The 21592-nt window shown below is 43.5% G+C and carries 18 protein-coding genes; 7 read left to right on the forward strand and 11 right to left on the reverse strand.

What is annotated here, in order from left to right; genetic code table 11:
• Positions 1–4: 4 nt before the first annotated feature.
• The 9 genes from ACM2FC_RS12915 to hrpB form a co-directional block, all read right to left on the reverse strand.
• Complete coding sequence (locus ACM2FC_RS12915; protein ID WP_498481338.1) at positions 5–1048, reverse strand: ABC transporter ATP-binding protein; 1044 nt, start codon at positions 1046–1048, stop codon at positions 5–7.
• Complete coding sequence (locus ACM2FC_RS12920; RefSeq protein ID WP_498481339.1) at positions 1048–2679, reverse strand: ABC transporter permease; 1632 nt, start codon at positions 2677–2679, stop codon at positions 1048–1050. The genes ACM2FC_RS12915 and ACM2FC_RS12920 overlap by 1 nt, the downstream gene beginning before the upstream one ends.
• A gap of 43 nt (positions 2680–2722) precedes the next feature.
• Entirely contained in the window at positions 2723–3733 is a 1011-nt protein-coding gene (locus tag ACM2FC_RS12925) for a Fe(3+) ABC transporter substrate-binding protein (protein ID WP_498481340.1), read from the reverse strand.
• Between the two features lie 136 nt (positions 3734–3869).
• A complete protein-coding gene (locus tag ACM2FC_RS12930; protein ID WP_498481417.1) occupies positions 3870–5099 on the reverse strand; it encodes an ammonium transporter in 1230 nt (409 codons plus the stop codon).
• 38 nt (positions 5100–5137) lie between these two features.
• Positions 5138–5476 carry a P-II family nitrogen regulator gene (glnK, locus tag ACM2FC_RS12935; protein ID WP_498481418.1) on the reverse strand — a complete coding sequence of 113 codons (339 nt, stop codon included), beginning with the start codon at positions 5474–5476 and terminating at the stop codon, positions 5138–5140.
• 202 nt (positions 5477–5678) lie between these two features.
• Entirely contained in the window at positions 5679–6038 is a 360-nt protein-coding gene (locus ACM2FC_RS12940) for a YacL family protein (protein WP_498481341.1), read from the reverse strand.
• Between the two features lie 112 nt (positions 6039–6150).
• Entirely contained in the window at positions 6151–8748 is a 2598-nt protein-coding gene (gene acnB / locus ACM2FC_RS12945; RefSeq protein ID WP_498481343.1) for a bifunctional aconitate hydratase 2/2-methylisocitrate dehydratase, read from the reverse strand.
• A gap of 254 nt (positions 8749–9002) precedes the next feature.
• The gene (gene mrcB / locus ACM2FC_RS12950; protein WP_498481344.1) at positions 9003–11363 is read right to left on the reverse strand and encodes a penicillin-binding protein 1B; all 2361 of its coding nucleotides are present in this window, start codon (positions 11361–11363) and stop codon (positions 9003–9005) included.
• Positions 11363–13828 carry an ATP-dependent helicase HrpB gene (gene hrpB / locus ACM2FC_RS12955; RefSeq protein ID WP_498481345.1) on the reverse strand — a complete coding sequence of 822 codons (2466 nt, stop codon included), beginning with the start codon at positions 13826–13828 and terminating at the stop codon, positions 11363–11365. Before hrpB ends, mrcB begins: the two co-directional genes overlap by 1 nt.
• 52 nt (positions 13829–13880) lie before the next feature.
• On the opposite strand from hrpB, the gene sfsA reads away from it, so the two are divergent.
• The 7 genes from sfsA to panC all read left to right on the forward strand — a co-directional run bounded on the left by sfsA (position 13881) and on the right by panC (position 19797).
• The gene (gene sfsA, locus ACM2FC_RS12960) at positions 13881–14597 is read left to right on the forward strand and encodes a DNA/RNA nuclease SfsA (protein WP_498481346.1); all 717 of its coding nucleotides are present in this window, start codon (positions 13881–13883) and stop codon (positions 14595–14597) included.
• Positions 14598–14734: 137 nt separating this feature from the next.
• Positions 14735–15181 carry an RNA polymerase-binding protein DksA gene (gene dksA, locus ACM2FC_RS12965; protein ID WP_498481347.1) on the forward strand — a complete coding sequence of 149 codons (447 nt, stop codon included), beginning with the start codon at positions 14735–14737 and terminating at the stop codon, positions 15179–15181.
• Between the two features lie 71 nt (positions 15182–15252).
• Entirely contained in the window at positions 15253–16122 is an 870-nt protein-coding gene (gluQRS, locus tag ACM2FC_RS12970; protein ID WP_498481348.1) for a tRNA glutamyl-Q(34) synthetase GluQRS, read from the forward strand.
• Positions 16123–16221: 99 nt separating this feature from the next.
• Positions 16222–17580 carry a polynucleotide adenylyltransferase PcnB gene (gene pcnB, locus ACM2FC_RS12975; RefSeq protein WP_498481349.1) on the forward strand — a complete coding sequence of 453 codons (1359 nt, stop codon included), beginning with the start codon at positions 16222–16224 and terminating at the stop codon, positions 17578–17580.
• Positions 17577–18062 carry a 2-amino-4-hydroxy-6-hydroxymethyldihydropteridine diphosphokinase gene (folK, locus tag ACM2FC_RS12980; RefSeq protein ID WP_498481350.1) on the forward strand — a complete coding sequence of 162 codons (486 nt, stop codon included), beginning with the start codon at positions 17577–17579 and terminating at the stop codon, positions 18060–18062. The genes pcnB and folK overlap by 4 nt, the downstream gene beginning before the upstream one ends.
• 23 nt (positions 18063–18085) lie before the next feature.
• The gene (gene panB / locus ACM2FC_RS12985) at positions 18086–18880 is read left to right on the forward strand and encodes a 3-methyl-2-oxobutanoate hydroxymethyltransferase (protein WP_498481351.1); all 795 of its coding nucleotides are present in this window, start codon (positions 18086–18088) and stop codon (positions 18878–18880) included.
• A gap of 11 nt (positions 18881–18891) precedes the next feature.
• Complete coding sequence (panC, locus tag ACM2FC_RS12990) at positions 18892–19797, forward strand: pantoate--beta-alanine ligase (RefSeq protein ID WP_498481352.1); 906 nt, start codon at positions 18892–18894, stop codon at positions 19795–19797.
• An 89-nt stretch (positions 19798–19886) separates the two neighbouring features.
• Here the strand turns inward: panC and ACM2FC_RS12995 are convergent, their stop codons facing one another.
• Both ACM2FC_RS12995 and ACM2FC_RS13000 read right to left on the reverse strand, forming a co-directional pair.
• Entirely contained in the window at positions 19887–20657 is a 771-nt protein-coding gene (locus ACM2FC_RS12995) for an ABC transporter permease (protein WP_498481353.1), read from the reverse strand.
• A 3-nt stretch (positions 20658–20660) separates the two neighbouring features.
• Positions 20661–21584, reverse strand: coding sequence for an ABC transporter ATP-binding protein (locus ACM2FC_RS13000; RefSeq protein ID WP_498481354.1), 924 nt, complete (start codon positions 21582–21584; stop codon positions 20661–20663).
• Between the last annotated feature and the right edge of the window lie 8 nt (positions 21585–21592).

Consider the following 21592-nt stretch of genomic DNA (forward strand, 5'->3'; position numbering starts at 1 on the left):
TGATTTAAAAAGCTAACGCTCCGGTGGCATCAACATGAATCGAAACGCCTTGCCCGATACTTAATACTTCGGCTGAATTAGCTAATAACTTACTACTTTTAGTCTCAATCACATAGCGGCAGTGATCGCCCATGAACTGTTGCTCAATGACTTTACTTTCGACCGGATTTCCGTTCAATTTAGCCACTGGCTGTACTTGGATATGCTGCGGCCGAATTAATAATTCACACTGACTGTCTATCGCAATATCACGCTGTGCTTGAGCCTGAATTAGCCCCAGCTCTGTTTCAAACCCTTGTTCTGAAATTCGCTTCGCTAATAAATAGTTTCCACCACCAAGAAAATTGGCAACAAATCGGCTAGAAGGTCGATAATAAAGCTCTGCTGCTTTACCAAATTGCTCTATCACACCGTTATTCATTACGGCCAACTTATCAGAAAAAGCGAACGCCTCTTCGCGGCTGTGAGTAACGAAAATCGCGGTAATGCCTTGTTGTTTAAATAGCCTGCGGATCTCTATGATCAGTTGGTGACGAACCTGAGTATCAATATTTGAGAAAGGCTCATCTAACAGGAGCAAATCTGGCTTATATGCCATAGAACGAGCAATTGCGACTCTTTGTTGCTGTCCACCCGACAATTGGTGAGGATAACGCCTTCGATATTCGGACAGATGCACCAGCTTTAGCATTTCATCAACACGAATTTGTTTTTCCGTAGAAGAAAAATCACGCAAACCAAACGCAATATTCTGTTCAACGGTTAAGTGCGGAAATAGAGCATAATCTTGAAAAATCATACCGATATTACGTTTTTCAGGAACTAGGCAGGTCGCACCATCGTCTACGACACTGCCCTTCAGAGACATTGAACCTGAGTGCAAAGGCAGCAAACCTGCAATCGCCTTAAGTAGAGTGGTTTTACCGCAGCCACTCGCACCCAACAAACAAATAATTTCTCCCGGCTCAACAGACAAGGATAACGACTTCAAAATATCGATTTTGTCATACTGACAACGAACATCATTAATGGTGAGTAACTGCTGCATTAGTGAGTTTGCTCCAAAGTTCGATTAACGATTATCAAGGGCAATAAACCCACTAAAACCAATAGTACTGCGGGCATCGCTGCAAGCTCCAGTTGTTCATCAGAAGCAAAGTTAAATACATAAGTTGCGAGAGTTTCAAAATTAAATGGCCTGAGTAAAAGCGACGCATTCAGCTCTTTCATTGATTCAATAAAGACTAATAAACCGGCAATCAATATCCCTCTTTTTATCAAAGGTAAATGGATCTGTCTGAGCATTTGATTCGAGCTACACCCAAGAGTTCGAGAAGCCATATCTAGTGAAGGAGGTATTTTTTTCATGCTACTTTCAACGCTCCCAATAGCAACGGCAGAAAAACGTACAACCATCGCGAATACCAGTGCAAAGATAGTCCCAGAGAAAAGTAAACCGGGTCGTGCCCAATTCATACTTGCGGCCAAGTCATTCAGCCAATGATCCAACGTTAGCACAAATATCATCACACCAATGGCTAAAACGGTACCGGGGACCGCATACCCCATTGAGGCTGTTTTCTTGGTAACTTCACCTGAAGTTCCCGGCAACAACCGATAACGAAAATTCACTACCAACGCGACCACAACAGCAATCACGGCAGCAGAAAAAGACACTTTTAAGCTATTCATCGAATAGATTGCAAATTGTTCAGTCCAGCTTTGCTCTATGTACAAATAGGCATAATAAAGTAATTGCGCTAACGGAAAAATAAAGCCAGCACTGACTAGTCCCCAACACCAAATAATAGCGATCCACTTTTTACCACCACTCAACGAAATTTTATGTGCTTCTTCTTGAACCATCTTAGTTTGAAACAGCTTTTGCTTTCTTCGGCTGTACCCTTCTAGTCCAATAAAGAAAACAATAAAAAACAGCATAATCATGGAGATCTTCGCTGCAGCGTTGAGGCTCGAATAGCCAAGCCACGTATCATAAACCGCGGTTGTGAGCGTGTTCACTGCAAAGTAACTCACTGTGCCATAATCGCCAATGGCCTCCATCGCAACAAGGGATAGGCTGACCGCGATGGCAGGGCGAGCAAGAGGAAGGCTTATACTAAGAAAGCTCTGCCAAGCATTACACTTAAGTAATCTAGCAGACTGAAGAAGTGAACTGCTTTGCTCGATAAAAGCTGCGCGGCACAACAGATAAACGTACGGATAAAGAACCAAAGCTAAAACAATGATAGCCCCGTAGATGGAGCGTATATCGGGAAACCAGTACTCTCTTGCTCCCCATCCTGTTAGATCTCGAAATGCTGTTTGTATTGGCCCAGCAAAATCAAACCAATCAGTAAATATATAGGCAACAATATAACCAGGCATCGCCAGCGGCAAAACCAATAGCCATTGCAATATTTTATCTGAAGGAAAATGGCACCTTGCCATCAGCCAAGCACTTGGTAAACCAAAAGCAAAAGACAGCGCCATAACCCCGAGGGCTAAAACCACTGTGTTCCATACATAGGTTGGCATAACGGTAGACAATAAATGTGAAAATATGTCGTCAGTGCTTCCAATTGAGGTGTAGGCTATCGCAACAATTGGCAAAAAAAGAGCAGCGGCGACCGCCGTACTGCTCAATTTCCAAGAAAGGGTATTTCCTATTAGCTTCATACTACTTAGACCAACGGAAGATTTAGCGAAGTGCTATTCAGCGTTATAGGTCAAATTTCACTTCATCAAGCAATTTAACGGCTTGCTGATGATGAGCTGCGATTTCACTCAACGAAATTTTATCTGCCTTGAAATCTCCCCAAGAGGCGACAAGCTCAGAGCGCTCTACTCCCGGTTTTACTGGATATTCATAATTAATTTCGGCATACATTTTTTGTGCTTTGTCGCCAGACAAGTATTCCATTAACCTGAGAGCATTCGCTTGATTTGGCGAGTACTTAGCCATAGCCATGCCACTGACATTGACGTGCGTACCATCAGCATTCTGCCCAGGGAAGTTAATGTAGACTGATTCTGCCCACGCTTTTTGGTTGTCATCATTCACCATTTTACCAAGATAATAGCTATTCCCTAGTGACACATCACATAGACCTTCTTTGATTGCTTTAACTTGAGCACGATCGTTGCCTTGAGGCTTACGAGCTAAATTTGCTTTCACACCTTCAAGCCACTCTTTCGTTGCTCGCTCTCCTTTGTGAGCAATCATGGCTGAAACGAGTGATACGTTGTATGGATGCTTACCACTTCGCGTACAGATCTTACCGTTGAACTCTGGGCGAGCAAGATCTTCATAGGTGAATTCTTGACCTAGCTTACCCACACGCTCACGAGACGAGTAAACAGAACGAGTGCGAGTCGTTAGAGCAAACCATTGGTTTTCTGAGTCTTGATATTGGCTAGGGATATTTTCTTCTAGAACTTTACTGTTAACTGATTGAACTAAACCTCTATTGGTTAGCTCGCTTAACCGGCTAATATCTACGGTTAACACCACATCTGCAGGGCTATATTGGCCTTCTTGGCTCAGCTTTTCCGCAATACCAGTTTTAGCAAAAATGACGTTTACTTTAATTCCTGTATCTTTTGTAAACTCATTGAGCATAGGCTCAACTAAGAAAGGTTGACGGTAGCTATATACGTTCACTTCTTCGGCTGCAAATGTTGGAAGAATAAAAGAGTTGGCAGCCAAAAGGCCCAAAATCCATTTTTTCATGGTTACAATCCTAAACATTAATGATAATACTTATCAGTTAGATTTATTATAATCATGATGAATGATTTATCAATAACACGTATAAAAAAACCTGCTGTGTTCAGCAGGTTTTTTTCAGGTTATTTGTAAAGATTTGCTACTTGAGAGAAACAAACTCTGGGTATGCACCAACACCACAGTCGTGCATATCCATACCTTCTAACTCCTCATCTTCAGAAACTCGAATTCCGACAGTTGCTTTCAGAATTGCCCAAACCACTAAGCTCGCACCGAATACCCAAGCGAAGATAACTGCAGCACCTAACAACTGAGCACCAAAGGTTGCGTCAGGGTTGGTCAGCGGTACAACCATCAATCCAAACAAGCCACACACACCGTGCACTGAAATCGCACCAACCGGATCATCAATCTTAATTTTATCTAGACCGATGATGCTAAATACCACGATGACACCCGATACTGCCCCAATCGCGACCGAGTATAAAGGAGATGGAGAAAGAGGATCAGCGGTGATTGCAACTAAGCCAGCTAAAGCGCCATTTAAAATCATGGTTAAGTCAGCTTTACCCCAAGTGGTTTTACACACAAACAGAGCGGCAATGGCACCTGCGGCGGCGGCGGCATTAGTATTTAAGAAGATTTCACCTACAGCCGTCGCATTTTCAAAGTCTGAAATCATTAGCTGAGAGCCGCCATTGAAACCAAACCAACCGAACCAAAGAATGAACGTACCTAAAGTGGCTAAAGGCATATTTGAGCCAGGAATCGGATGCACTTCTCCGTTAGGGCCATATTTACCCTTGCGAGCACCAAGCAAAAGTACACCAGCAAGTGCAGCTGAAGCGCCAGCCATATGTACAATACCCGAGCCAGCAAAATCACTAAAGCCCGCTTCAGATAGGAAACCACCACCCCAAGTCCAATAACCTTCCATTGGGTAGATGAACGCCGTCAACACTGCTGAAAAGATAAGGAAAGACCAAAGTTTCATACGCTCAGCAACAGCACCAGATACCACTGACATTGCGGTTGCAACGAACACAACTTGGAAGAAGAAATCAGAAGCTAAGGAATGATCTGCACCTTCCGCTTGAGTGCCAATTAAAGTACCAAATGAAGGCAACCAACCACCTTCACCGTTGCCAACATACATAATGTTGTAGCCAACAATTAGGTACATGGTGCAAGCAATACAATATAAGCAGAAGTTTTTAGTCAGTATTTCTGTTGTATTTTTCGACCGAACTAGACCGGCCTCTAACATTGCAAACCCTGCCGCCATCCACATTACCAATGCGCCAGAAATAAGAAAGAAAAACGTATCTAGTGCGTAACGTAAATCTATTACTGTTTTCGTTAATTCCAATTCCATATATTTACTCCCCCCAATCCTTTCAACAACCGTTACAGTGCTTCAGCATCCATTTCGCCAGTGCGAATTCTCACTGCTTGGTTCAAATCATAAACAAAAATTTTACCGTCACCGATTTTTCCAGTATGAGCAGCTTTACTCACTGCCTCGATTACACGGTCCACATTTTCCGCCTGCGTTGCTATTTCTAATTTTACTTTTGGTAGAAAATCCACCTGATATTCGGCACCGCGATAAAGTTCTGTGTGCCCTTTCTGACGGCCGAACCCTTTCACTTCTGAGACCGTCATCCCTTCGATACCAACGTCCGCAAGCGCTTCACGCACATCGTCTAATTTGAAGGGTTTAATAATCGCATTAATTAATTTCATTGCTTCCTCTCTGCAGCCAATTCCCGCATAGAGAGTAATCCAAGGGACATGCCAAGTTTTTATCTGTTTGAGTAAAAAGGATTTTTCTATTATTGAGAGGAGATTTATAAGGTTGAGGCACAAATTTAGTGCATTACATTCACTAAAATAATGCAAAGAATACATAAATTCACCGTATCAGTGCACCATGCAATACATTCACTTAACTAATAAATTCACACCAACTATTGAGGAAGTTTTCGAAATCGACTAAACCACAATTGGATTCACTTTCACTTTCATATACGCTGAAGTCTTGTTCGAGATCCTCATTGTAGCCAACTCCATTTTCTTGAATGAGGACTTCACTATTTTCAAACGTTACACTAATTTCCTGTCCAATATATTGAAAGGACTGGTTCGGTCTTTTCTTAGATTGCTGAATCAGCTGCTTAACATGTTCAATTTTGTCTGATGATGTCCCAATTTCTTCCTGTAACCAACGTGCAACAACTTCATAGCCCATTTCACAGCGGACGTAATATTCACCGAGGAAAATATTGCGGGTAAATTCATATTCCATCTACGTCGTACCTAAAAATAAAAGACGGGCAAGTATATCCCTTAGTTGATAAAAGAAAAACACCCAACCAAAAGGTCGGGTGTTTTACTACTAATAGCTTCTAAGTTCAAGCTTATGCTGGTTCTTGGAAGATGACTGTGTCCGCTTTACTTGTGTAATCCGCCATACGGTGGAAGTTCAGATAACGATAAGTATCTGCAGCAGTTGCATCGATTTGCTTGGCGTATTCCATGTACTCTTCCTTAGTTGGAATGCGACCTAAAATAGCACCTACTGCTGAAAGCTCCGCTGAAGCCAAGTACACGTTCGCACCTGTACCTAAACGGTTCGGGAAGTTACGTGTTGAGGTCGACATGACCGTCGCTTTATCGGCTACACGAGCTTGGTTACCCATACATAGAGAGCACCCCGGAGTTTCAATTCGAACCCCAGCTCTACCAAAGATGCCGTAATAACCTTCTTCTGTTAGTTGGTCTTTATCCATCTTAGTTGGTGGTGCAACCCACAGACGCGTATCCAGCTGACCTGAATGTTTGTCTAACAACTTGCCGGCTGCGCGGAAGTGACCAATGTTAGTCATGCACGAACCGATAAACACTTCATCGATTTGAGTACCTTGAACATCAGAAAGCAGCCTTGCATCATCTGGATCGTTTGGCGCGCAAAGGATTGGCTGATCAATTTCTGCCAGATCAATCTCGATCACATGAGCGTACTCAGCATCTTTATCGGCTTCCATCAGTTCAGGGTTCGCTAGCCACTCTTCCATTGATTTGATGCGGCGCTCAATCGTACGACGATCGCCGTAACCTTCTGAAATCATCCACTTCAACATAGTAACATTTGAGTTCAAGTACTCTTCAATCGACTCTTGAGAAAGCTTAACGGTACAACCTGCCGCAGAACGCTCTGCCGACGCATCAGAAAGCTCAAATGCCTGCTCAACAGTTAAATGTTCAACACCTTCAATTTCTAAGACGCGCCCAGAGAATTCGTTGATCTTACCTGCTTTTTCAACAGTAAGTAGCCCTTGCTTGATGCCGTAGTAAGGAATTGCATGGACCAAATCACGTAGAGTGATACCTGGCTTCATTTCCCCTTTGAAGCGAACCAAAATAGATTCAGGCATATCCAGTGGCATGACGCCTGTTGCCGCTGCGAACGCAACCAGACCTGAACCAGCAGGGAAAGAAATACCAAGCGGAAAACGAGTATGAGAGTCACCACCCGTACCTACGGTATCAGGCAATAGCATGCGGTTTAACCAAGAGTGGATAACACCATCACCTGGGCGAAGAGACACACCAGCGCGATTCATAATGAAATCTGGCAAGGTGTGGTGCGTATTAACGTCGACAGGCTTAGGATACGCAGACGTGTGACAGAAAGACTGCATCACAAGATCGGCAGAGAAACCAAGACACGCTAAATCTTTTAGCTCATCGCGAGTCATTGGGCCTGTAGTATCTTGCGAACCTACAGTAGTCATTTTCGGCTCACAGTATGTGCCCGGGCGAATGCCGTTCACGCCACACGCTTTTCCAACCATTTTTTGCGCAAGCGTATAGCCTTTACCAGAATCAGCAACCTCTGCAGGGCGGCGGAAAATATCTGTTGCGCCAAGACCTAAGGATTGACGGGCTTTATCAGTTAATCCACGACCAATAATAAGTGGAATACGGCCACCAGCTCTTACTTCGTCAATCAGAACATCGGTTTTTAGACCAAATTCAGCTAGCACATCGCCAGAATCGTGATTACACACTTTACCTTCATATGGGTAGATATCGATAACATCGCCCATATTCAGCTTAGAGACATCAACTTCGATAGGCAGTGCGCCCGCATCTTCCATTGTGTTGAAGAAAATCGGTGCGATTTTACCACCTAGAACATAGCCACCCGCACGTTTATTTGGCACATTAGGGATGTCATCTCCCATAAACCAAAGAACTGAGTTTGTTGCAGATTTACGTGAAGAACCTGTACCAACAACATCACCAACATAAACTAGCTGATGACCTTTTTCTTTCAATGCATCGATCTGTTTAATTGGGCCAACCGTTCCTGCTTGGTCTGGTTCAATGCCCTCTCTCGCGTTTTTAAGCATAGCAAGAGCGTGAACTGGAATATCAGGGCGAGACCAAGCATCTGGCGCTGGAGATAAGTCATCGGTGTTGGTTTCGCCAGTAACTTTAAATACGGTTAGCGTAATCTTTTCTTGTAACTCAGGCTTAGATAGGAACCACTCGGCTTCAGCCCAAGACTTCATTACTTGCTGTGCGTAACTATTGCCAGCTTTTGATTTTTCTTCGACGTCATAGAAAGCGTCAAACATAAGAAGAGTATGAGAAAGCGCTTTAACAACGATTGGCGCAAGTTCACTGTCATCCAGTAAAGAGATCAGCGGTTCAATATTGTATCCGCCTTGCATGGTACCTAGTAGCTCTGCTGCTTTCGCACGACTAACAAGCGGAGACGAAACTTCACCTTTCGTAATTGCAGTTAAAAATCCAGCTTTTACATATGCCGCTTCATCAACACCAGGAGGAATACGATTTTCAAGAAGATCTAAGATAAATTCTTCTTCACCTTGTGGGGGATTTTTAAGGAGCTCGACAAGTCCAGCAACTTGCTCTGCATCTAATGGTTTTGGAACAACCCCTTCTGCTGCACGCTCGGCAACGTGTTTACGGTAGGCTTCTAGCACGACTTTTTCCTCTCATTGCGGTTCCTCCTGTTCTTATTAAAATTAGGAGTGAACATCTGTGGAAACTTGGCTCTCATTTTGTAGCCCTAGGCGTAACATTTAGAGTAAAGCTGTGACGGAAGGACTACGAAATAGAGGCCAAACTGTGCTAAGCAGCATAGCAAAGATAATGCTAAAGTGAAATCAGCCCACTATGACGGACGTATCAAGTTAGCACTAAAGTTGCCCCTATCTTAACTCGTCGCTTCAAGGCATTACCAATCAAATAGATTTTTGATCCAATTACCAATGCCTTTTTCGCATTCACGTTTAATGTGTCCATCAGAATCCCAAACTGGCAACTTGAACTTCGCTGAACAATCCACCTGAAGTGCACCTTGCGAGGTTTGATCATAACCTAAGGTTGTCATACCTTTTGGCCAAGGTAGAACCAGTTTCTCAGGAATACGATGCTTCAAATATTCCGAGTAAACCCTCAGAGCACCGCTCGCGCCAGTTAAATGGGTTGGTTTATTGTCATCTCTTCCAACCCAAACCGTTGCCACTTCTCGCCCGTCAATTCCAACAAACCAACTATCGCGCGTGTCATTGCTCGTACCCGTTTTTCCAGCCAATGCTGCCCAAGGGAATTGACGGTTTAAGTATTGCCCTGTTCCTTCCAATACCCCTTTTTTCATCGCATAGGTTGTTAGCCACGCAGCTTGTTGATTAACCGCTTGTGAAACACTTGGAATTGATTCGTAGAGCACATTACCATTCAAATCGAGCACAGATCTCAGCGCTGATAACTGCGCCTTCTTACCAGAGTTGGACAACGTCTGATACATCTGAGCAACTTGAATAGGTGTTAATGTAAAAGAACCTAAGAACATTGAAGGCACTGGGCGGATTTCTTGTTTATCAACTCCCAGTTTTTCAAAAGTTTTGACAACATTGTCTATTCCTAACTTCATTCCAAGTTCAACCGTTGGCACATTGAGTGAACGTGCAAGAGCAAGATATAGCGGTACATCGCCTCGGAATTTTCTATCGAAGTTTCGCGGACTCCAAAGGCTTCCTTTGCTGCCTTTTAACGTGATAGGTTCATCGTGTAGTGTGGTTGCGAGCGTGTATTTATCTGGGTCTTCAAGCGCTGTTAAGTAGACTGCAGGTTTGGCGAGCGAGCCGATTTGTCTGCTCGCATTCAGAGCTCGGTTAAAACCTTCATAACCGGTTCTCTTACCACCGACCATTGCGCGAATTTCACCACTATGCCTGTCAACAATCACTCCAGCAGCTTCTAAGCTTTTCCCTGCTCTCTTGGCAAGCCTAGGAACCACTTTACTAACCGCATTTTCTAAGTCATGTTGCGATACAGGATCGAGTGAGGTGAAGACCCGAACGCCAGATTCGGCTTTAAATCGATTGCCTACCTTCTCTCTCAGTTCCAACTTTAACTGCTGAAAATAAGCCGGTTGACGACTGGCTATTCTTGGGTTTTTCTGAATGTCGAGCGGGCGGTTGACTGCCGATTCATATTGACGAACTGAAAGAATATTTTGCTCCATCATCAAACGAAGCACCAGATCACGGCGAGTTCTTGCTCGTTCAGGGAAGCGTATCGGGTTATAGTATGAAGGCCCTTTTACCATTCCCACTAACAAAGCGAGTTGATCAATTCGAAGCTCCTGAATCGGCTGACCAAAATAATAACGAGAAGCTAACGCAAAGCCATGAATAGCTTCTGCACCACTTTGCCCAAGATAGACTTCGTTTAAGTAAGCTTGCAGTATGCGATCTTTACTGTATCGGTAGTCTAGAATTAGTGCGATGTAGGCCTCGCGCAACTTGCGCCATAACGTTCGGTGACTGGATAAAAACAGGTTCTTTGCCAACTGTTGAGTTAACGTACTTCCTCCTTGAACAGTATGACCGGCTTTAATATTGGCCAGCATCGCTCTGGCAATGGCTAATGGCGCTATGCCGTCATGTTTGTAGAAGTTACGATCTTCTGTAACAAGCAGAGCATCGACCAATACTTCAGGGTATTGTGCTCTGCGCAAAAACAAACGCTGCTCGTCAGTATCTTTTTCAAGCATGCCCATCATTTTGGGATCCAAGCGTAGATAACCTAAGTCACCGACCTGATCCAAAGACTTAATTTTTGTGATCCCATTTGCATCAAAGTAGAGCATCACATGCCTTTCTGGCTCTGGCCCGTCAGAGAACTCGAATGGACGACGAATCAGCTCTATCTTGCTTGATGAGGAAGAGTATTCTCCCGGATAACGAGGGTGTTGCACCTTACGATAATTGAGAACATTTAGCTCATTACGCAGCTCTTTAATCGTGATTTGATCACCGGGTGTCAGATATAAAATACGAGCGTAAACCACCGTTGGTAAAGCAAATAGCTGTCCCTCAAATTTCTGCTTTACCAAGCTATCTAAGTACACGCCTGCAAAAACGATGATAACAACGGAAACCAGTGATACTTTCCAGCCGATACTCCAGAGTCTCTTTAACAAGCTTTTCTTTGGTTTTGGTGATTTGCTTGGTCGTTTACTGCTTGTTTTCTTTCTTGCGCGAGGTTGTTTCGCTTCCTTGTCCGCTTTGGACGTCGCTTTTTTTGCCATTATTTTAACTGTCGTTTGGTTTTCGTTGTCGCAACATGCTGAGCTGGGTTGTCAGGCCATATATGCTTGGGATATCGCCCTTTCATCTCTTTTTGAACTTCTTTGTATGCTCCGTCCCAGAAGCCTGCTAAGTCTTGTGTGACTTGTAATGGTCTTTGCGCTGGAGAAAGTAATTCCAAAACAAGCTTTTTACGCCCCTGGGCAATAGTAGGTGACTGTTTCTCACCAAACATTTCTTGCATTCTTACCGATAAAATAGCTTCCGCACCCTGCTGGTATCGAACTTTCTTCGAGTTGCCTGTTGGCAACGTGTAGCGAACAGGCAACCACTCATTTATTTGTTGGTTCAAAGGCCATCCTAAACGAGCTAGCAAGGCTTCTTCTAGTGATACTTTGTTAAGCTGTTGTAAACTAGTGACACCAGTCAAATAAGGCTCAAGCCACAAATGCAATTCGTCGAGTAGTTGTGCGTTTTCCATCGCCGGCCAATCATGTTCGGGTAACCAATCTATTGCGCAGCGAATTCTCTCCAGCAGTTCTGTCGCCTCTTGGGTCCAATTTAATACGCTCAGACCTTGCTGGCGCACATAATTGAGCAGAGCATTTAACACTTGCTCTTGAGTTGGCCGTTTTAGTTCTCTGCGCTGTACAATCAGTTTCCCTAACAACAAGCGCTCTTCCGCGACAAGTTTACCTTTCACCTCATTTAGCTCCATGACCTCAGAACGATGTGCACTATTAGGAAAAGCGGCAAGTAACTCATCAACCTCTAACTCAGCGGCAAAAAATATTTGGCTTGAATCCGAACTTGAACGCATTAAATCGACGACGACCAAATACTCTTTTTGTGCTAATGGGCCTTCTTGTGCAATCACCACTCCATGGCCATTAGAGAGAACAAAACTCCCTGATTTTCCGGCTCGCTTCTGAGCAATCCTATCTGGAAAAGCGAGGCACAAAGCAACGGCTATTTTCGACTCGTCAATTTCATTTTTAATAAACTCACAACCTAACCGCTGCGCTAGCTGGTTTGCTCGATTGGTCACTGAACTTGAGAAGCGCTTATCGCGGCCACTTTCATATAAATGGAGTGCAAACATAATATCGTTGGTTTGCTTTGGCGGCTCTTCTACAATCGCAGCAGCAACTAACGCACTTTGAAACAATGCTTCTGAGTGAGCCTGAGATTTAACTAACATCGCAGCGAGTCTTGGCTCCACACCTAACGTGTAAGCTTGCAGACCAAAGCTAGTGAGGTGGCAGCCACTATCAAGCAGATCTAAGGACTGCAACAGGTCTCTGGCTTGGTTCAAGGCACTCGTAGGAGGGCTATTCAGCCATTTCAAACTTGAAGGGTCAGCAACTCCCCACTGGGCTAGCTCAACGGCTAAATTGGATAGATCGGAACGTAATACTTCTGCTGTCGGGACTAGAGGCTGCTGCTGCAACTGACTTTCACTATATAAACGAATACACGTTCCCGGCTCAGTTCTCCCCGCTCGCCCTGCTCTTTGCTTAGCCGAAGACTGCGCGATTTTCACTTGTTCTAACTTCGTCACTCCGGTTTTTAAATCGAATTTAGCCGAGCGTTCCAAACCAGAATCAATCACCACTCGAATACCTTCTATGGTCAAAGAGGTTTCGGCAATATTCGTTGCGAGCACAATTTTTCGATCACCATTTCTCATTGGTGCGATCGCTTTTTGTTGCTCACTTAAACTAAGCTGGCCATATAGCGGCCGCACTTCCACAGAATCAGGCAAATCAACCAGCCTTTCCGCTAGCGCTTTTATCAAGCCGACGCCGGGCAAAAACACCAATATTGAACCTTTTTCCAATTTGAGTGCATTGTGAATTTGCTCAATCAACAAAGTGACAAGGCTTTCATTCGTTCTAGGGGCTCGGTATCGAATATCAATGGGAAAAGAGCGCCCTTCCGAACAAACATATCGAGCGCTAGGAAGTAAGGCTTGTAGTGCTTGATCATCTAAAGTTGCTGACATCACTACAATTTGCAGGTCATCACGCAAGTTTTGTTGAATGTCTAGACTAAACGCTAATGCAGTATCTGCGTGGATACTTCGCTCATGGTATTCATCAAATATCAGCATTCCTACACCTTCGAGGGTAGGATCAGATTGCAACATTCGTGTCAATATACCTTCGGTGACAATTTCCAGCTTCGTATTGCTACTCACTCGACTGTCACCACGCACTCTATAACCTACCGAATCACCAACCTTTTCATTTAACTGGGCCGCCAAATAATAAGCGATAGATCTCGCAGCTAATCGCCTAGGCTCCAGCATGACTATTTTGTCGTCAATTACGCCTTGCTTTATCAAGGTTAAAGGAAAGTATGTGGACTTACCTGCACCCGGTGCAGCTTTAAGGATCACTTGGTTTGTATCTTCAATAGCGGCAAGCAACTCAGGGAGTACTGATTCAATTGGGAGCTGTGACAATGTATCGACCTTGTGATTAAATGAATGAATTGTACATAAATTCCATAACAAAATGCACTTTGATCCCTCTCTTGAAAGCGCGATATTACAAAAGCGCTATAAACGCTTTTTAGCTGACATTACCTTACCCGATGGCTCTACTCGAACAATACACTGTGCTAACACAGGTGCAATGACAGGTTGTGCTGAATCTGGCAATCGAGTGTGGTACTCCACTTCCAGTAACCCTAAGCGGAAATACCCAAATAGTTGGGAGTTAACTGAAACTAAAGCAGGCCATCGAATATGTGTAAATACTGCTCGTGCAAACCAGCTAGCCGTCGAATCAATTAAAAATAACGTAATTGAAGAACTTAGAGGCTATACTCAAATTCGAACCGAAGTGAAATATGGCGACGAAAATAGTCGCATCGATATTTTACTTCAGTCAGAAAATAGGCCAAAGTGCTATATTGAAGTGAAGAGTGTCACTCTTTTGGGTGATGAAAATAGTGGACAGGGCTACTTCCCTGATGCGGTGACTTTGAGAGGTCAGAAGCATCTGAGAGAGCTCACAAAAATGGCAAACAATGGACATAGGGCTGTACTTTTATTCACAGTTTTGCATTCAGGCATTGAAAAAGTCTCTGCAGCACACCATATAGACGCCAGCTATTCAGAATTATTGAATCGAGCACATGAACAAGGTGTAGAAATTTTGTGTTATAAAGCGCAACTTTCGAATTCCGAAATGAAGCTGGTCAATAGTGTTGATTTTGTCACTAACTAAAGAAAAGTGTCGCTTTCTTCACAATGACAATAAGTTTACGTTTTTGGAATTGCCTCTATAACCTCTTTTTGTTATAGATACCCGCCTTAAATTAGCTGCTTATAGGCAGTTGACTAGGTGTTAGTAGGAGATGCTGTATGCCAGAATCAAAGAAAAAAGCGCTAGGCATCCTAGCCATAGCAGGTGTTGAGCCGTACGCAGAGAAGCCAGGTGAAGAGTATATGTCACCTGAGCAAATGGCTCATTTTACAAAGATCTTAGAAGCTTGGCGTAACCAGCTTAGGGAAGAAGTTGATCGTACTGTTCACCACATGCAGGATGAAGCTGCCAACTTCCCAGATCCCGTTGATAGAGCTTCTCAAGAAGAAGAGTTCAGTTTAGAGCTGCGCAACCGTGATCGTGAGCGTCGCCTAATCAAAAAAATCGAGAAGACACTGAACAAAATTGAAGAAGATGATTTTGGCTTCTGTGAATCATGCGGTGTTGAAATTGGCATCCGCCGTCTTGAAGCTCGCCCTACTGCTGACCTTTGTATTGACTGCAAAACGTTGGCTGAAATAAAAGAGAAGCAACTACAAGGCTAAACATACTTTTTGAGTATTTTATTTAAGGGAGCTAATGCTCCCTTTTTACTTTAAATCTCCGTGAGATAGTTATGAGTTATATTGGCCGTTTCGCCCCTTCTCCTTCGGGTCCTCTTCACCTTGGTTCTTTGGTTGCAGCTCTCGGCAGCTACTTTCAAGCCAAGTCAAATGGAGGAAAATGGCTAGTCAGAATAGAAGACCTAGATCCTCCAAGAGAAATGGCGGGAGCAGACAGTCTAATTTTGAAAGCGCTAGAAGCTTATGGCTTACACTGGGACGGAAGCGTTCTATATCAAAGTCAGCGTCACAACGTTTACCAAAAGCAAATAAATCATTGGTTAGAAACTGGACACGCCTACTACTGCCAATGTACTCGTAAACAAATTAAAACATCTGGCGGTTATTATTTGGGTACATGTCGTGATAAAGCGATCAAAGACGGTCACAATTGCTCCGTACGCTTAAAGGTTACGCACTGCGTAAACTCATTTTTCGATTTAAAGCATGGTGATGTCACGATTCCTGAGCCACTTGTAAAAGAAGACTTCATTATCAAACGTCGTGATGGGTTATTCGCTTACAACTTGGCCGTGGTGTTAGATGACATTGAGCAAGGCATCACTGAAGTTGTACGAGGCGCTGATTTAATAGAACCGACAGGACGACAGATTAGCTTATACAAGACTTTAAACCAGAGACCTGTCAGCTATTTACATCTGCCCCTAGTGGTCGATAACACAGGTAACAAGCTGTCAAAACAGAATCACGCAAAAGCGATAGATGTAAAAGAGCCAAAGCCAGACTTGATCAATGCAATGCAGGTATTAGGCTTTACACTAGAACGTGATTTACAAAATGCTGGAGTAGAAGAATTAATCGCGTGGGGATGCGAACATTGGAGCTTAAAACAGCTTCCATCATCGATCAAAGTCACATCGTGATTCTCAAATGACTTCTCGTAAGTTATTATTAGCCAAATTTTGGCCTGAATTGCCGCCTAGCGACAACCAAAGCTAGCTCAACCAACAACTTTAGAGCACATGAACAGAAACGACTATACCTCATATGAGTCTAATGCGTATCCAGATCTTGCGTTAAACATCATCACCCGCCAAGAGCATAGTATTTCACGAAAGAAGATCAGTGATAATGCATTGAAAGTGTTATACCGCCTAGTTGGGGCTGGGTATAACGCATACCTTGTTGGTGGTGGAGTACGCGACTTACTATTAGGTCAAACCCCGAAAGATTTTGACATCGCGACTAATGCAACTCCTGAGCAGATCAAGCAACTATTTCGCAACTGTCGTTTGATTGGTAGAAGATTTCGTCTTGCTCATATCATGTTTGGCAGAGACATAATTGAAGTCGCAACGTTTCGCGGCCACCATCAAGCTCCAACCAAAAACGTTTCTGCTCAGTCAAAAGAAGGGATGTTATTGAGAGACAATGTATATGGCACCATTGATGAAGATGCAGAGCGCAGAGACTTCACCATCAATGCTATGTACTACAACATCAGTGACTACAACATTCATGACTATGCGGGTGGTATAGAAGATCTGGAAGACCGATTGATTAGGCTGATCGGTGATCCTGAAGTTCGCTACCGTGAAGATCCAGTGCGTATGTTACGTGCTATTCGCTTTGCCTGTAAGCTCGATTTTGATATCGAAGAAGATACTGCAGAGCCCATCGAGCGCTTATCCCCTTTATTGCAAGATATTCCATCGGCTCGATTGTATGAAGAGTCACTCAAGCTGCTTCAATCAGGAAACGGCCTCGAGACCTATCATTTGATGAGGGAATACAACCTGTTTCAGCAACTTTTCCCTCTATTAGCTGAGCACTTTACTGACGATTACAGTTCAAAAACCGAGCAAATGCTGGATATTGTGCTGGATTCGACCGACTTAAGAATGGAAGAAGGGAAACGTATAAACCCAGCTTTCATGTTTGCAGCTATGCTTTGGTACCCTATGCTCGCTTTTGCGGACAAATTGGTTGAAGAGCGTAACCTCTCTTATTATGATGCGGTGATGGAAGCGAGTAATATCGTTTTAGACCAACAGGTTAAGACAATTTCCATTCCAAGACGCCACACAGCCACTATTCGTGAAATTTGGCAGCTCCAACTCCGTTTGCCAAGACGAAATGGTAAACGAGCGTCGCGCCTGATGGAGCTAAATAAGTTTAGAGCCGGATACGACTTCTTGGAAATGCGCGGCGAAATAGAAGGCGGAGAAACTGAAGAACTTGCTAACTGGTGGGAAACATTCCAAAATGCAAGCCGCGAGAAAAAGCAAGAAATGGTCTCTGAAGTTGATGGAGGCAATAAACCGAATTACCGTCGCCGTAAAACTTATCGGAATAAGAAAAAAAGTAAGTCCGCAGAATGATCACTTCATATATCGCTATAGGGAGTAATTTAGCTGACCCTGTTGCGCAAGCAACACATGCAATCGAAGCGCTAAAAAGATTACCTAGATCAGAGTTTGTAAGAGCCTCCTTGTTGTACAGTAGCACACCTATGGGTCCTCAAGATCAACCTGATTACATCAATGCTGTTGTTGAAATAGCAACAGAATTAAATCCGTTCGAGCTTCTCGACCAAACTCAAAAGATTGAGAATCAACACGGGCGAGTCCGAAAGAATGAGAGATGGGGGCCAAGAACACTCGATCTCGATATCATTCTTTATGGAAATCAGGTAGTGAATTCGGAGCGTTTAACCATACCGCATTATGGAATGAAAGAGCGCGAGTTTGTGCTCTACCCGCTTGCAGAGATCGCACCTGATCTGACACTCCCTGATGGGACGCCTCTTCGACAGTTATTAAATGAAGTAGAGCGCAACGGACTCATCGAGTGGCAACAATAGCCACATCCTAGTAAGGAATATAAATGAAAAAAGTTACAATCAACGATCTTGTTAAGTGGAAACAAGAAGGTCGTAAATTCGCGACGTCAACGGCTTATGATGCAAGTTTTGCCCAATTATTTGAAAGCCAAGGTATCCCTCTCATTTTAGTTGGAGATTCATTAGGGATGGTTCTGCAAGGTCATTCTGACACTTTACCCGTCACTATTGATGACATCGCTTACCATACTCGCTGCGTTCGCGCTGGCAGCCCCAACACACTGCTTATTGGTGATATGCCGTTTATGAGTTTTGCAACGGTTGAACAAGCTTGTGACAATGCTGCCAAGCTTATGCAGGCAGGTGCGAACATGATTAAACTTGAAGGCGGTTCTTGGTTAGTAGACACCGTAAAAGCGTTAACTCAAAGAGCAGTACCAGTCTGTGCTCACCTAGGTTTAACCCCACAATCAGTCAATATTTTTGGTGGCTTCAAAGTTCAAGGTCGTGAAGAAGACAAAGCAGAAAAAATGGTTCAAGAAGCCTTAGCTCTTCAAGAAGCAGGGGCGCAATTGCTGGTTCTTGAATGTATTCCTAAAAAATTAGCTGCTCGCATCAGTGAAACTTTACATATCCCAGTGATCGGTATTGGAGCTGGAAATGGCACTGATGGACAAATTCTCGTTATGCACGATATGTTTGGCATTTCAGCTAACTACATGCCAAAATTCTCCAAAAACTTCCTCGCTGAGACCGGCGATATGCGTAGTGCAGTAAAACTTTATATGGAAGAAGTTGAAAACTCTACGTTCCCCGGCGACGCTCATACCATCGCTTAGAGGATTGAATTATGCAAACTTTTACTGATATCTCTTCTCTCAGAGAACAGATAAAACAGTATAAACGTGAAGGTCGTACGATCGGTTTTGTTCCGACTATGGGTAACCTTCATGAAGGCCATTTGACGCTTATGCGTGAAGCACGCAAGCACGCCGATATTGTCGTTGTCAGTATATTTGTAAATCCAATGCAGTTTGATAGAGCAGAAGACTTAGACAACTATCCGCGCACGCTTGAAGACGATTCCCAAAAACTTGTTGCGGAAGCTGTAGAAGTGCTTTTTACTCCAACTCCGGAAATCATGTATCCAAAAGGGTTGGATAAGCAGACATCGGTAGAAGTACCCGAAATTTCAACCATCCTCGAAGGCTATTCTCGCCCCGGACATTTTCGTGGTGTTGCGACGGTGGTAAACAAACTTTTTAATATTGTCCAGCCAGATGTGGCTTGTTTTGGCGAGAAAGACTTCCAACAGCTAGCCGTCATAAAGCAAATGACGCAAGACCTTGCACTGGATATTCAAGTGATTGGTGTTCCGACAGTTCGCGAAATGGATGGCTTGGCAATGAGTTCAAGAAATAACTTGCTTACCATCGATGAAAGGCAGCGAGCTCCAGTCTTAGCACGTACCATGCGTTGGATTAGCAGTAGCATTCGCGGTGGTCGCGATGATTATGCCTCCATTGTTGAGGATGCCAGTGATCAGCTGCGTGCCGCTGGTCTTCAGCCAGATGAGATCTACATACGTGATGCAAATACACTACAAGCAATCACGTCAGACTCAGAGCAAGCAGTGATTTTAGTCTCTGCCTTCTTAGGGCAAGCTCGTTTGATTGACAATCAAGTTGTCGAGCTACAAAGCGAAAGTAAAGAAGACGCTGACGAAGCCTCTTCCACTGCAGAAAGTTCTGAATAAAACCAATTGGGATAGCTGGAACTCAAGTTAGATAGCAAAAAGGTCGACTCAATGTCGACCTTTTTTCATTTATGGTATTGGTATAAAAACTAAGTTCTCAAACCAACGCCCCTTGTTACTAACTGATGAGCAACGGCATATAGCAGAACCACAAATACAAGCAGCATGCTAAATGAAGTGCCAATTGCCACATCTGATACGCCTAAAAAGCCGTAGCGAAAAGCATTCACCATGTACACTATCGGATTGAATTTAGACACGGTCTGCCAAACTTCAGGTAACAAGCTTATTGAGTAAAAAACACCACCTAAGTAGGTTAAAGGCGTCAAAATAAACGTGGGAACAATGGAAACATCATCAAACGTCTTGGCAAATACACCATTGATTAACCCTCCAAGGGCAAACACAACGGAAGTTAAAAATACCGTCGCAATTATCACGCCCCAATGGTGGACCTGCAATTTAACGAAAAATAACGAAACACATGTCACTATCGTTCCAACCAAAAGCCCTCGAGCAACTCCGCCCATGACAAAGCCAAAAATAATGACATAATTTGGAACTGGAGCAACTAGTAACTCTTCGATACTTTTATTGAACTTAGAACCGAAAAATGAAGAGGAAACATTGGCATACGAGTTAGTTATAACAGACATCATGATAAGGCCAGGCACGATATACTGCATGTAACTAAAGCCATTCATTTGCCCAATACGCGAGCCAATAAGGTTGCCAAAAATAACAAAGTACAAACTCATGGTAATCGCAGGTGGGACTAACGTTTGCCCCCAAATCCGCATAAAGCGATGAATTTCTTTGCCTAGTAAACTACAAAATGCAGTCCAGTAAATCTTATACATTATCTAGGCAACCTCACTCTCTTGTCTCACAATATCAACGAATAGCTCTTCTAAACGGTTGGCTTTGTTTCTCATTGAAAGCACTTTAATGCCCTGTTGGCTAAGCTGCGTAAACACATGATTTAAACCTTCTGATTTCTCGACTTCAATTTCCAAAGAGCCCATAGAGAATTGCTGAGAGTTAACACCATCAAGTTGACTCTCGAAAACTTGTACGTCCAAATCGAGAATAAAGGTCTCTACATGAAGCTTGTTCAGAAGCGATTTCATTGTGGTATTTTCGATAAGCTCGCCGCGATTAATGATGCCTATGTTACGGCAAAGCATTTCTGCTTCTTCCAAATAGTGAGTGGTCAAGATAATGGTGATGCCTTGTTCTTGATTAATTCTTTGCAAGAACTCCCACATAGAACGGCGCAGCTCGATATCAACGCCTGCGGTTGGTTCGTCCAAGATCAGTAGCTTTGGCTCGTGCATTAAGGCTCTAACAATCATTAGCCTTCTCTTCATACCACCAGACAAATGCCGAGCTCTTTCTTGGCGTTTGTCCCATAAATCAAGCTGAGTGAGATATTTTTTTGCCCGCTCTTTGGCAAGAGATCGCTCAATTCCGTAATAGCCCGCTTGTTGGATTACGATCTGTTCGACCGTTTCAAAAGGGTTGAAGTTAAACTCTTGTGGTACAAGCCCAAGGTTATGCTTCGCGCGCTCAAGATCTTCATCGATATCATATCCAAAGACTTTTACGTCCCCAGACGTTTTGTTGACTAAAGAAGAGATGATTCCAATAGTGGTGGATTTTCCAGCCCCATTCGGCCCTAACAAGGCATAAAAATCACCTTTTTCAACTGATAGTGTTATCCCTTTCAAGGCTTGAAATCCACCTTCATAGATTTTAATCAGTTGATTAATTTCCAATGCATGCATGTTATTAA

The sequence above is a fragment of the Vibrio sp. A37 genome, assembly GCF_059777565.1.